Source organism: Bacillus sp. B.PNR1 (assembly GCF_030386235.1).
Lineage (GTDB): Bacteria > Bacillota > Bacilli > Bacillales > Bacillaceae > Bacillus > Bacillus stercoris.
The window spans coordinates 1,045,070-1,057,265 of the sequence record NZ_JANYMN010000002.1 but is presented as its reverse complement, the minus strand read 5'-3'; the positions used below and the strand labels follow the sequence as shown (position 1 = coordinate 1,057,265).

The following is a 12,196-nucleotide window of genomic DNA, read 5'->3' as shown; positions in this document are numbered from 1 at the left end:
ATCAGGGAGCAAGCTCCCATCTGTCCGCTCGACTTGCATGTATTAGGCACGCCGCCAGCGTTCGTCCTGAGCCAGGATCAAACTCTCCGATAAGTGGATCACAGGTTAAGTTCACCGCATCCTGCGGCGACACCTGTGTGACCTGCATCGTGCAGGCCCTAGTTTGACTGACTACGCACATCGCTGTGCGATTTATAAAAATGAATTAACAGGTACGTTTTGTCTTGTTTAGTTTTCAAAGATCATTTCGTCACTTCTTAATGAAGCAGCTTTACTAATATAACATTCAGCTTCTTTTTTGTCAACAACTTTTTTCGCGTTATTGTTGAAGCTTTTTGTTTGTGTCCACTGTGCATCAGCGACGTTTAATAATATAACACCTGTGTTTATTTATTGCAATAGTTTTTTTAAAAAAATCCATAAAACAAATAAACTATAATCCTCGCCATGATTTCTAAAGCGTGTGTATCATATAATTTTCTTAAAAGAACATATATATCAGTCATGTGATCTTGTTGTTTTTTTCGTTTTCTTGTATAGTAGAAACGAACTAAATACTGATGACCACAAGGGGAGCATTAAAGCTGAGAGTGAGCGGTTTCGTTCTGACCCTTTGAACCTGTTAGTTAACGCTGGCGTAGGGATGTGGCAAAGTCAAATGAATTGCAGATCGTAAAGCAGTGCGTGGAACTTTTCTCATCCTTCCGCGTGCTGCTTTTTTGTTGTCCTTTTGGTTGTCTGTCAATGGAAGGAGATATTTATGGATCAATCTAAGCAACTGGTTCGCCTTATTGAAATTGCCATTATGACAGCAGCAGCCGTTATTTTAGACATTGTCTCGGGAATGTTTCTTAGCATGCCTCAAGGAGGCTCGGTCTCCATCATGATGATTCCGATCTTTTTGATTTCGTTTCGCTGGGGTGTCAAAGCGGGCCTTACTACCGGTTTGTTGACAGGCCTCGTACAAATAGCGATCGGAAACCTGTTTGCACAACATCCTGTACAGCTATTATTAGATTACATTGTCGCGTTCGCAGCAATCGGCATAAGCGGCTGTTTCGCTTCTTCTGTCCGTAAAGCCGCTGTAGCAAAAACAAAAGGGAAATTGATTGTTTCAGTGGTCAGCGCAGTTTTTATCGGCAGTTTCCTGCGCTATGCCGCGCATGTCATTTCAGGAGCTGTGTTTTTCGGCAGCTTCGCTCCAAAAGGAACGCCGGTATGGATTTATTCTTTAACTTATAATGCGACTTATATGGTTCCTTCATTCATTATTTGCGCCATTGTCCTATGTTTATTATTTATGACAGCACCGCGTTTACTCAAAGCTGACAAAGCTTAAAAGTGACAATCCCCCAGCGAATTCCGCTGGGGGATTTTTGTTATCTGTTAAGAAGTGTTTTTAAAGCAGAAAGATCCGGCCAGCCAAGGCCCGCTTCTTTCAGCCTTACTCCGGCAATTTCAAAGCTGTCCTCCGATACTCTTTCAGGAGAATAGGACTGATAAAATATAATCGAGGGGTTCTGCTCAATGACCCAAACAAACATGCTCGAAAAGCCATGTTGAAGCAAAAACTCTGCTCCTTTTGTTAAGAGCGCCCTCCCTGCACCTTGCCGCTGGTGCTCTTCCAGAAGGTAAATAGCATATAGCTCGCCGTCATAGCCTTCTTGTTCAGAGCGGATAGGTCCAAATGAAGCAAAGCCAAATACTGAACCCTTTTCATCCTGGGCAACAAATACTCCCTTTAACGAGCGGCTTTTCCATTTGTCTTCAAATCCCTTATAGTTCAGGCTGTTTAAATAATCAGCCGGGATAATTTCGTGGTATGTTGTCCTCCAGCTGTCTACATGCACCCTTGCAATGTCCTTTATATCATCTAACCTTGCTTCACGTACAGTTACCATCCGGTTCTGTCCTTTCCTTACTCTGATTTTTGGACCGTTTTGGCTTCTTTGATTTCATTTGTTAATTCATTAATGCTTTGTTTTACGTTTCCTTTTCCTGAAAAGTTCTCAATCATTTCTTTTACGTCAATTCCTGAGGATGCTTTTAAACTTTCTTGCAGACTTGACATTAGGTTCGTCGCATAGCTGGTTACTTTGTTTGCGCCGCTGGATTCACCGCTTCCTCCTGTATCTACAACGGTGATTTTATCAATATTTGAAAGAGGAGCCGCTGCTTGTTTCGCGTATTCCGGAAGCATTTTGACGATCATATCGAAAATCGCCGCCTGCCCGTACTGTTCAAAGGCAGCCGCAATTTTCTCTTTTGCTTCCGCTTCTGCAAGACCTTTCAGGCGGATAACCTCAGCCTCTGTTTCTCCTTTTGCCTTTTCAGCTTCTGCTTTGGCTAGCCCGTCAATTCTTACTTTTTCCGCCTCAGCCTTTGCCATTGCTTCTATACTGTACTTCTTGGCATCGGCTTCCGCTAGCTGTTTGGCTTTCTCAGCTGCTGCGGACTGCTCAACAGAATAACGGTCTGCATCGGCTTTTTTCTTCACCTCTGAGTCGTATTGACGTTCACGGCGAAGAATTTCTTTTTCTTCTAGTTCTATTTGCTTTTGGCGTTCGATAATTTTAACCTGCATTTCCTGTTCTGTGACTTGCTGGCGCGCTCTGGCTGTCTCTAAATCATATGCTTGGTCAGCATTCGCTTTTGCCGTATCTTGGTCTCTGCGGAATTCAGCCATTTTGAGCTGATTGATTTTTTCAGCTTCAGCGATTTCCGTCGCCCGTTCAAGTTCAGATTTCTTTGCATCTTTATCGGCTTCTGCCCGCTTAATCCGGGTTTCTTTATCAGCCTCTGCTGTTGCGATATCAGCATCGCGTTTTACTTGGGCAATTCTCGGTTTCCCTAATGATTCAAGATAACCGTTTTTATCACGTACATCTTTAATGGTAAACGAGACGATTACAAGCCCCATTTTTGCGAGATCCTGTGAAGCGACACGCTGCACCTCTTGAGAGAATTTTTCTCTGTTTTTATAGATTTCTTCTACTGTCATTGAGCCGAGAATGGAACGAAGGTGGCCTTCTAAAACCTCCCGCGCTTCCTGCTCACGGTCGTCTTTTGATTTTCCTAAAAATTGTTCAGCTGCTGTAGCAATTTCGCCTATAGAACCGCCGATTTTAATAATCGCAGTTCCATCGGCCATTACAGGCACTCCTTGCTCTGTATAGACTTCAGGTGTCGAAACATCAAGTTTGCTTGATAGTAAGCTTAGCGGCTCTGCCTGCTGGAAGACGGGAAGGACAAAGGTTCCTCCGCCGCGGACGATTTTGAGACGGTTGCCGCCTTCATCGACATGAACATTTTTATTGCCCAGATAACTCCCCGTTACGATTAACGCTTCATCAGGCCCTGCTGTACGATACTTTGTAATAAACACAGCTATTAGTGCAATTAATAAAAAGAATACAACTCCGATGATCATTATAATCGGCATTGTCATATCAAATTCCTCCTTGTGTTTTAAATGGATTCATGCGGAGTAACAGAAAGAACTCCATTGCTAATATCTACGACCAACACTGTTGTCCCGTAACTGATCTGCTGATTATCAAAACTGACCGCTGACTTTGAAATGGTGCCGCCTATTCCTTCAATGACCACTTCGCCAAACCCGTCAACTGGAACAGCTGTAATGACTTTACCGACTCTCCCTCTTAGATCATCTTCTCTATATGCCAATGATTCTTCCGCGGATGATAATGGAACCAGCACAAAGATGTGAAGCAATATCACCAGCATGATTGAAAGGATGCAAGATAAAAGCGCAATCAGCAAGCTTGACAGCGGCAATACGAGCTCGCCTATATATCCTCCTGCTGAAAAACATGTGAAAAATGAGAGCACTAATGTCGGATTTAGAAACGGAATACCTTCCGACAGTCCTGCAAATACATCTCCGAAAAACAGAAATAACAGCGTAAGACTGCCGGCAATCATAAGCGTATAAAGATAAATCGTTTGTATAGGTACACCAAATAACTCCAATTCCCTCATCCTTTCTTCATCAATGCATTGATGAACGGCTGCCGTTACCATTTATACGAGACAACGCAGGAAAGGTTTCAAAATTTTAAGACAAATAACCTGTTTTGAAGTGCTTTATAAATGATAATTGCTTATATATATGGTAATGTCATTTTAGGAGGAGATATGATGAGTATCTTTAATGAAGCCAGATTAGAAACGTGGAACGAATTGAAAGGACTTTCTGACGACAAGCTGAACCAAAAGCCTTCTGCTGATGAATGGAGTATACGGGAAGTTCTTGACCATTTGAAAAAAATCGATATGACAGCACAAAAAATGCTGAAGGAACGTGTAAAGGACGCTCCTATCAAAGAAATTGAAGAAAAACCGCTTGAGGTGGCACAGAACAGAAATAATAAACGGAAAGCTCCGAGTCATCTTGAACCTGCACATGATTTTATTTCAGGCAGCCAAATGAAACGCGAGCTTGATGTTGTAAGAGAGCAGCTGACAGCCACGATTGCCTCTCTGAAAGAAGAAGATTTTGAAAGAGTGCTTCCGCATCCTGTGTTTCAAGAGCTGACTGTCAGACAGTGGATCGATTTTATCGGCCATCATGAAAAACGGCACCTCAGCCAAATGAAAGAAATTAAAGAAAAGATAGAAAGGGCCTGATTTGTTCAGACCCTTTCTGCTTTTCGTTTAACTTTTCGCTGATAGGAATGAACTTCTATTTCATCACCTGCGTAAACAGCTCCGGGTCTCTCAACAATGCACACAATCCCTCTTATGCCCAGTGCGTGACGGACAAAAGCCGGCGCCAGCTTCGGTTGCTCCGGATAATAAGACTGAATGACTTCTCCCGGCTGAATGCACGGATCATTTTCGCCCTCGCACAGCAGAGCGGCTCCACTCGGAAAAATAATCCGGCTTCCTTCTTTTAATGTAGTAAGATCTGGTATACCGCTGACTGCCACATTCGCCCCGAGCCATTCCGGCAAAATCCTCGGCACTCCCATTTTTAAAGCGATTTCGTTGCATTCCTCTATAGAAACAATTGAAATTTGTCTTCGGTTGAAAATTTCAGTCCCTCTTGAAAACATTGGTTCTCTGGCTCCCGCTTTTTTGGTCAGGCCAAAATGCAAGTCTCCGGGGATGCCGCCATAATCAAAATCAAGCTTGTCCATTTGCTTTGTTACGAAGCTTTCTGTATCTGCGATATATAAGCCTTCCGCTTTTGCGGTCATACGCTTCCACATCAGCTGGCACCTTCCTTCTCATCTAAAATTTCCATCTATGCTTCATTATCCCAAAAAATCCCGCTCTGTAAAGGAGCGGGATTTTGATTATACCGTTTTAGGCGTAAGGTTAAAGCAGCGCTTGTAGATCCAGTTGTATGCTTTTTCATTTAAATCTCTAGGATTTCCGAAGGTTTGCGGGTCTTTCATTGCTTCTTTAGACAAGCGTTCGATCATGTCAGGTGACACTCCCTGCTCTTCTAAAGTCGGCACTTCTAATTCTTTGACCAGATCATACATCCAATTGACAGATGCTTTCGCAGCTTCTTCTGTTGTCATCTTGCTTGTATCAATACCGAAGGCTTTCGCAATCCGTGCAAACTTCTCAGGATAGCCCTTCCAGTTGTATTCCATGACAGGACCCATCATCGCCGCCACACATTGGCCGTGAGCGACTGGGATAATACCGCCAAGCGTTTGGCTCATCGCGTGAGCCGCGCCAGCTGATTCACTGCCGTAAGAAAGACCGGCAAGCATTGCAGCCTGCGCCATTCCGTATCTTGCTTCCAGATCCTCTCCGTCAGCAAATGCCCTTTTAATGTAATGAGCGGCATATTCAATTGCCATTAAGGCAACTGCATCCGTGATTGGCTGCGCAAACTTCATTGTATAGCACTCAATGGCATGAGCAAGCGCATCAATTCCCGTCATGGCTGTTACATGCGGAGGCATCGAAATATGAAGCTCAGGATCAATGATGGTCAAGTGCGCTGCAATCAGCGGACCGCCCGTGTTGAATTTGAATTCTCTTTCTTCATCTGTGATCACCGCCCATTGTGTTACTTCTGATCCTGTTCCAGCCGTAGTGGGAATTGTCGTCAGTGGAGGAATGCGGTTTTCCAGCGGTTTTTTCCCATCTGCCGCTTCATAATCAAGCACGCTTCCTTCGTGAGTTGCTTCTACTCCGATTGCTTTTGCTGTATCCATGGAGCTTCCGCCTCCAACTGCCACCAAGCCATTACAGTTCTCTTTTTTGTAAAGCTCAGATCCTTCATTCACCAGACGGACAGGCGGGTTTGGCTCCACTTTATTAAAGAGCACCACTTCAATGCCTGCTTCTTTAAGTGATTCGATAACAGGATCAGCTACGCCAGCTTTATAAATCCCTGGGTCTGTGACAAGGAGCGCTTTTGAAACGCCCAGTGCAGCTACTTCCTCACCCGTATGCTTGATTGCTCCGATTCCGTGCTTAATGACAGTCGGAATTTCAAATGTGTGGAATTTCTGCATACTTTCTACCTTCATATTTAATGTCATCATCAATCTCCCCCTCTTATGAATTGAACCAATTAACCGCTGCCGGTTTTGTATTGCGATATACATGCTTGACTTCTGTGTATTCTTCAAGGCCTATTTTTCCAAGCTCGCGTCCGAACCCGGATTGCTTATAGCCGCCCCATGGCGCCTGTGCAAAGTACGGATGAAAATCGTTGATCCAAACGGTTCCCATTCTCAAACGGGCTGCTACCCGTTCGCATTTTTCAATATCTTTTGACCATACCGCTCCGGCCAGGCCGTAGATGGTATCATTCGCAAGCTCAATTACCTCTTCTTCAGAGCTAAAGGTTTCGACTGTCAAAACAGGACCGAAAACCTCTTCCTGTACGATTCTCATGTCAGATTTACAGTTTGAAAAAATAGTAGGTTCATAGAAAAAGCCATTTTGAAGCGCTGGGTCTTCCGGGCGTTTGCCTCCTGTCTCCAGCTTCGCGCCTTCTTCTATTCCGATTTCTACATATTTTTCTACCTTTGCCCTGTGCTCCGCCGAAATAAGCGGACCGCTTTCTGTCTCTGCGTGAAAACCGTTTCCGAGTTTTATGCGTTTTGCCCGTTTGACCAGCTCCGCCAAAAATTGATCATGAATGGCGTCCTCAACAAGCAAGCGGGAGCCTGCAGAGCATACTTGGCCAGCGTGGAAAAATACAGCGTTTAATGCCTGATCAACCGCAACTTCTAAATCCGCGTCCTTGAAAACGATATTTGGGTTTTTCCCGCCAAGTTCAAGGGCGATTTTTTTGACATTTCCGCTTGCCGCCCGCATGATTTTTTTGCCTGTTTCGATTCCGCCTGTAAACGAAATCAAATCGACGTCTTTGTTTGCAGCAAGCTCATCACCCACTGTAGCTCCCGGTCCAAGGACAAGATTGGCGACACCTTTTGGAACGCCGGCTTCTTCCATCAGTTTAAAGACTTTGATTGTCGTCAGCGGCGTAATCTCACTCGGCTTCATGACGATTGTGTTTCCTGCAGCCAGTGCAGGTGCGATTTTCCAGCTCGCTTGAAGGAGCGGATAATTCCATGGAGTGATCTGGCCGCAAACCCCGATCGGCTCCCTAATGATTTTGCTTTCTGAATCAGGAATCGGAGATGAAATGATTTCTCCGCCATCTTTGTCAGCCAAGCCGGCGTAATATTGAAAAACATTGGCGATATCGTCCATATCGGCTTTGCTTTCTTCGAGTGTTTTTCCTGTATCAAGAGATTCAAGCTCTGCCAGTTCCTCAAGATCGCGTCTGATTAATTCCGCAATTTTCAGAACAATCTTCCCGCGTTCAAGCCCGGATAATGAAGACCATTCTCCTTTGTCAAATGCTCTGCGCGCGGCTGCGATTGCCTTGATGGCGTCCTCTCGCCCTCCCTCGCTTACAGTTGCAATTTCTTCTTGATTAAATGGATTGATAATGCTCCGGATCTGTCCTTTTTCGGCACTGATCCATTCTCCGTCAATGTAAAATGTTTGACTCATATAAGCCTCCTTGACGTAAATAAAGTTTGTTAAATAAAAATTTAATGTTTTTAATAATTTTAATCTAACATACGGTTTTTAAACTGTCAAAGCCCCTTTTCGATTTTTCTTTTTGACTTTTCCTTATGTTTCGTTAAGATAAAGAACATAAAGAAATAACTTAACGAATTTAACTTTCTAAAGGAAAAGAGGGTCAGTATGGATGAAAATCCAGAATTTGCAGCTATAGAACAGGCTCGGGATCTTGTTATTGACTCCATTGCTGAAACGATGGATCTTTACGGAATTACCCGCAGTGTCGGGATTTTATATGGGACGATGTATATGAGGGATGAGATGACGCTTGACGAAATGCGCGAGGAGTTGCAAATGAGCAAACCAAGCATGAGCACAGGTGTCAAAAAGCTTCAAGACTTAAACGTAGTGAAAAAAACATTTCACCGGGGCATCCGCAAGCATACATTTGTGGCTGAAAAAGATTTCTTTAAATTTTTCACAAATTTCTTTCCCCCTAAATGGGAGCGGGAGGTTCAAGTGAATGTAGCAGCGATCGAAGAAGCTCAGGCTGATTTACAAAAGGTTTTAAGCAAGGAAGATCTCGATAAGGATATCAAAAATGAAGCGCTGCAGTTATATGATCAGCTGGAAAGCTCTAAAGCTTACTACGATTGGCTGAAGCGGCTTGCTGAAGCGGTGCAGAGCGGAGAAATTTTTAAATTTATACCGATCGAAACAAAGTAAAACAGCAAACGCCTGGGAAACCAGGCGTTTTTTTAGTGTAACTACTACAAATTTGAAAAATACGGGAAAAACACCCCATTTACTTCCAAAATATTTGATGGTAATTTTATGTAGGTAAAATTTGTATTTGGCCTTTCAGAGGAGGTGAAAAGCGGGCAGGCCTGTTTAATTTATCAATTTTAGGGGGAATTTTATTATGAAACGCAAATTATTATCTTCTTTGGCAATTAGTGCTTTAAGTCTCGGGTTACTCGTTTCTGCACCAACAGCTTCTTTCGCGGCTGAATCTACATCAACTAAAGCTCATACTGAATCTACTATGAGAACACAGTCTACAGCGTCATTGTTCGCAACAATCACTGGCGCCAGCAAAACGGAATGGTCTTTCTCAGATATCGAATTGACTTACCGTCCAAACACGCTTCTCAGCCTTGGCGTGATGGAATTTACGTTACCAAGCGGATTTACTGCAAATACGAAGGACACAATGAACGGTAATGCCTTGCGTGAAACACAGATCCTCAATAATGGGAAAACAGTGAGAATTCCTTTGGCACTTGATTTGTTAGGAGCTGGCGAATTCAAATTAAAACTGAATAACAAAACACTTCCTGCCGCTGGTACATATACTTTCCGCGCGGAGAATAAATCATTGAGCATCGGAAATAAATTTTACGCAGAAGCCAGCATTGACGTGGCTAAGCGCAGTACTCCTCCGACTCAGCCATGCGGCTGCAACTAATGTAAAAGACCGGTTAACACCGGTCTTTTTTTGCGTTTTCCCCTCCCCTTTTTTCTCTCATTTCCGTTATCTTTTTTCTGGTTTAAAATTTAAATTGACAAACACTAGAAACAGGAGTAAATTCTTGAGTGTTCAATTTCATACAGTCTCTTTTACCGCTTAATCAAACACGAACGGGGGAACCAACGATTGGCTGTTTTATTAACAGCCTTGGGGTGAATCTTACTAAGTAAGAGGGGGTACTCTGAATCCCTAACCCGACAGCTAACCTCGTAGGCGTATACAGAGAGGAGGTCTATTGCGACCATTCTTCGAAATGGTCTTTTTTTCTTAAAAAACGTTAATTTTACTAAGGGAGTTATGAACATTGGGAAGAATAAAAAATAAGCAATTTGCCGTGATCGGGCTGGGCCGGTTTGGCGGCAGCATTTGCAAAGAGCTGCACAGAATGGGACACGAAGTCCTTGCAGTTGATATCAACGAAGAAAAGGTCAATGCTTATGCTTCTTACGCCACTCATGCGGTAATTGCCAACGCCACCGAAGAAAACGAATTGCTTTCATTAGGAATACGCAATTTTGAATATGTGATTGTTGCCATCGGAGCGAATATTCAAGCGAGTACGCTGACCACCTTATTATTAAAGGAGTTTGATATTCCAAATATTTGGGTGAAGGCTCAAAACTATTATCATCATAAGGTGCTTGAAAAAATCGGCGCGGATCGTATTATCCACCCTGAAAAGGACATGGGTGTCAAGATCGCACAAAGCCTTTCTGACGAAAACGTTTTGAATTACATTGATTTATCTGATGATTACAGTATTGTCGAGCTGCTGGCAACGCGAAAGCTTGATTCAAAATCAATTATTGACCTGAATGTGAGAGCAAAGTACGGCTGCACGATCCTGGCCATTAAACATCATGGAGATATCCGTCTTTCTCCCGCACCTGAAGACATCATTCACGAGCAGGATTGCCTGGTGATCATGGGACACAAAAAGGATATTAAACGTTTTGAAAACGAAGGGATGTAGACAAAGGTGACACTTCAAAAGGATAAAGTGATCAAATGGGTTCGGTTTACACCGCCTCAAGTGCTTGCAATTGGTTTTTTCCTAACCATTATCATCGGGGCTGTGCTGTTGAAGCTTCCGTTTTCTACACTGAAGCCATTGTCATGGATCGATGCCCTTTTTACTGCAGCTTCCGCTACAACCGTTACAGGGCTTGCAGTTGTCGATACCGGTACAGAATTTACACTTTTCGGGCAAACTGTCATCATGGGGCTGATTCAGATCGGCGGGCTTGGATTTATGACGTTTGCTGTTTTGATCGTCATGATATTAGGGAAAAAAATCGGGTTGAAAGAACGAATGCTGGTTCAGGAAGCCTTAAACCAGCCGACAATCGGCGGCGTCATTGGCCTTGTCAAAGTCCTGTTTCTGTTCTCGATCAGTATTGAATTGATAGCAGCACTCATCCTATCCATCCGGCTTGTGCCTCAGTATGGCTGGTCATCTGGCTTGTTTGCCAGTCTATTTCACGCGATTTCTGCTTTTAACAATGCCGGGTTTTCGCTGTGGCCTGATAATTTGATGAGCTACGTTGGGGACCCTACAGTGAACCTTGTGATTACTTTCTTATTTATTACAGGGGGGATCGGATTTACGGTTCTGTTTGACATTATGAAAAATCGGCGTTTCAAAGCTTTTTCCTTACATACAAAGCTTATGCTTACAGGAACGCTGATATTGAATGCGATTGCTATGCTTGTGATCTTTATTCTAGAGTACAGCAACCCTGGCACGCTTGGCCACCTGCATATAGGGGATAAACTATGGGCTTCTTATTTTCAGGCAGTGACGCCGAGAACCGCAGGCTTCAACTCCCTTGATTTTGGAAGTATGAGAGAAGGAACCATTGTATTTACTTTATTATTGATGTTTATCGGAGCAGGCAGCGCTTCTACGGCGAGCGGCATTAAGCTGACTACGTTCATCGTGATTTTAACATCTGTTATTGCTTACTTGAGAGGTAAAAAAGAAACGGTGATTTTCCGCCGCTCCATCAAATATCCGATAATCATTAAAGCTTTAGCTGTAAGCGTCACCGGTTTGTTCATCGTGTTTTTAGGGATATTCGCCCTGACGATCACAGAACAAGCGCCGTTTATTCACATTGTGTTTGAAACCTTTTCCGCTTTCGGAACTGTCGGTCTATCGATGGGGCTTACTCCTGAACTGACAACAGCTGGCAAGTGTATCATCATTGTCATCATGTTCATCGGAAGAATTGGTCCTTTAACGTTCGTGTTTTCATTCGCAAAAACAGAGCAATCAAATATTCGATACCCTGACGGCGAAGTGTTTACAGGGTGATATCAAAAAAATCCGGCGTGCAATCGCCGGATTTTTTTATGATTCGATATGAGATTGATTTTGTCTTTTTTCTTGTTCTGCGATGATCTCGTTGTCCTCTGCGTTGTCACGGGTCACTTTTTGTGTAAGAATCGCGCCAACAGCTACGAGTATCATAACAGCGATGTAATAACCTTTTTCATTGAGTTCCAGGTTATCAGCATTATAGAGTCCGATACTAAACAAAAATACTCCCGCAAAAAAAGTGAAATAAGCCAATACAGTAAAGGCAACCGTATTTCTGCGTCTATATTTCTGCACCTTTGTTCCCTCCC

Annotated in this window: 13 protein-coding genes, 1 rRNA gene and 2 riboswitches; of the genes, 6 read left to right on the top strand and 8 right to left on the bottom strand. The window is 43.4% G+C overall.

Going from position 1 to position 12,196, the window contains the following annotated elements; all coding sequences use genetic code 11:
* Nucleotides 1-93: ribosomal RNA gene (locus NZD81_RS16690) — 16S ribosomal RNA — on the bottom strand; the annotation flags it as partial.
* Between the two features lie 466 nt (nt 94-559).
* A riboswitch (TPP riboswitch) is annotated at nt 560-661 on the top strand.
* 99 nt (nt 662-760) lie between these two features.
* Between NZD81_RS16690 and thiT the strand changes: the two genes are divergently transcribed.
* Nucleotides 761-1,339 (top strand): energy-coupled thiamine transporter ThiT, encoded by a 579-nt coding sequence (gene thiT / locus NZD81_RS16685; protein WP_014665124.1) that lies wholly within the window; start codon nt 761-763, stop codon nt 1,337-1,339.
* 40 nt (nt 1,340-1,379) lie between these two features.
* Here thiT and NZD81_RS16680 read toward each other — a convergent pair whose 3' ends face one another.
* Genes NZD81_RS16680 through NZD81_RS16670 form a run of 3 tightly spaced genes read right to left on the bottom strand, consistent with a single transcriptional unit; the run spans nt 1,380 to nt 3,993 of the window.
* A complete protein-coding gene (locus NZD81_RS16680) occupies nt 1,380-1,901 on the bottom strand; it encodes a GNAT family N-acetyltransferase (RefSeq protein ID WP_282373224.1) in 522 nt (173 codons plus the stop codon).
* A 17-nt stretch (nt 1,902-1,918) separates the two neighbouring features.
* A complete protein-coding gene (gene floT / locus NZD81_RS16675) occupies nt 1,919-3,448 on the bottom strand; it encodes a flotillin lipid rafts scaffold protein FloT (protein ID WP_014665126.1) in 1,530 nt (509 codons plus the stop codon).
* Between the two features lie 20 nt (nt 3,449-3,468).
* Complete coding sequence (locus NZD81_RS16670; RefSeq protein WP_040082019.1) at nt 3,469-3,993, bottom strand: NfeD family protein; 525 nt, start codon at nt 3,991-3,993, stop codon at nt 3,469-3,471.
* 168 nt (nt 3,994-4,161) lie between these two features.
* Here NZD81_RS16670 and NZD81_RS16665 point away from each other — a divergent pair, with 168 nt between their 5' ends.
* Nucleotides 4,162-4,650 (top strand): DinB family protein, encoded by a 489-nt coding sequence (locus NZD81_RS16665; RefSeq protein ID WP_168781864.1) that lies wholly within the window; start codon nt 4,162-4,164, stop codon nt 4,648-4,650.
* Nucleotides 4,651-4,655: 5 nt separating this feature from the next.
* Here NZD81_RS16665 and NZD81_RS16660 read toward each other — a convergent pair whose 3' ends face one another.
* From NZD81_RS16660 to betB, 3 genes are all read right to left on the bottom strand, one after another.
* Entirely contained in the window at nt 4,656-5,234 is a 579-nt protein-coding gene (locus NZD81_RS16660) for an MOSC domain-containing protein (RefSeq protein WP_069150142.1), read from the bottom strand.
* Between the two features lie 87 nt (nt 5,235-5,321).
* Nucleotides 5,322-6,530 (bottom strand): choline dehydrogenase, encoded by a 1,209-nt coding sequence (gene gbsB, locus NZD81_RS16655; protein WP_041521528.1) that lies wholly within the window; start codon nt 6,528-6,530, stop codon nt 5,322-5,324.
* A 16-nt stretch (nt 6,531-6,546) separates the two neighbouring features.
* Nucleotides 6,547-8,019 (bottom strand): betaine-aldehyde dehydrogenase, encoded by a 1,473-nt coding sequence (betB, locus tag NZD81_RS16650; RefSeq protein ID WP_069840211.1) that lies wholly within the window; start codon nt 8,017-8,019, stop codon nt 6,547-6,549.
* A 198-nt stretch (nt 8,020-8,217) separates the two neighbouring features.
* Between betB and gbsR the strand changes: the two genes are divergently transcribed.
* The 4 genes from gbsR (at nt 8,218) to ktrB (ending at nt 11,882) form a co-directional block, all read left to right on the top strand.
* A complete protein-coding gene (gbsR, locus tag NZD81_RS16645; protein ID WP_014665132.1) occupies nt 8,218-8,760 on the top strand; it encodes a transcriptional regulator GbsR in 543 nt (180 codons plus the stop codon).
* A 196-nt stretch (nt 8,761-8,956) separates the two neighbouring features.
* A complete protein-coding gene (gene bslA / locus NZD81_RS16640; protein ID WP_014665133.1) occupies nt 8,957-9,502 on the top strand; it encodes a biofilm surface layer hydrophobin BslA in 546 nt (181 codons plus the stop codon).
* Nucleotides 9,503-9,648: 146 nt separating this feature from the next.
* Nucleotides 9,649-9,797, top strand: a riboswitch (cyclic di-AMP (ydaO/yuaA leader).
* 72 nt (nt 9,798-9,869) lie between these two features.
* The gene (gene ktrA, locus NZD81_RS16635) at nt 9,870-10,538 is read left to right on the top strand and encodes a potassium uptake protein KtrA (protein ID WP_014665134.1); all 669 of its coding nucleotides are present in this window, start codon (nt 9,870-9,872) and stop codon (nt 10,536-10,538) included.
* 6 nt (nt 10,539-10,544) lie between these two features.
* Nucleotides 10,545-11,882, top strand: a complete 1,338-nt coding sequence (gene ktrB, locus NZD81_RS16630; RefSeq protein WP_282373231.1) for a Ktr system potassium transporter KtrB — start codon at nt 10,545-10,547, stop codon at nt 11,880-11,882.
* A 36-nt stretch (nt 11,883-11,918) separates the two neighbouring features.
* Here ktrB and NZD81_RS16625 read toward each other — a convergent pair whose 3' ends face one another.
* Entirely contained in the window at nt 11,919-12,182 is a 264-nt protein-coding gene (locus NZD81_RS16625) for a YiaA/YiaB family inner membrane protein (RefSeq protein ID WP_003222348.1), read from the bottom strand.
* Between the last annotated feature and the right edge of the window lie 14 nt (nt 12,183-12,196).

Coding starts and splice junctions, on each gene's coding strand:
- thiT (WP_014665124.1), top strand. CDS start 761: ATGGATCAATCTAAGCAACTGGTTCGCCTTATTGAAATTGCCATTATG.
- NZD81_RS16680 (WP_282373224.1), bottom strand. CDS start 1,901: ATGGTAACTGTACGTGAAGCAAGGTTAGATGATATAAAGGACATTGCA.
- floT (WP_014665126.1), bottom strand. CDS start 3,448: ATGACAATGCCGATTATAATGATCATCGGAGTTGTATTCTTTTTATTA.
- NZD81_RS16665 (WP_168781864.1), top strand. CDS start 4,162: ATGAGTATCTTTAATGAAGCCAGATTAGAAACGTGGAACGAATTGAAA.
- NZD81_RS16660 (WP_069150142.1), bottom strand. CDS start 5,234: ATGTGGAAGCGTATGACCGCAAAAGCGGAAGGCTTATATATCGCAGAT.
- gbsB (WP_041521528.1), bottom strand. CDS start 6,530: ATGACATTAAATATGAAGGTAGAAAGTATGCAGAAATTCCACACATTT.
- betB (WP_069840211.1), bottom strand. CDS start 8,019: ATGAGTCAAACATTTTACATTGACGGAGAATGGATCAGTGCCGAAAAA.
- gbsR (WP_014665132.1), top strand. CDS start 8,218: ATGGATGAAAATCCAGAATTTGCAGCTATAGAACAGGCTCGGGATCTT.
- bslA (WP_014665133.1), top strand. CDS start 8,957: ATGAAACGCAAATTATTATCTTCTTTGGCAATTAGTGCTTTAAGTCTC.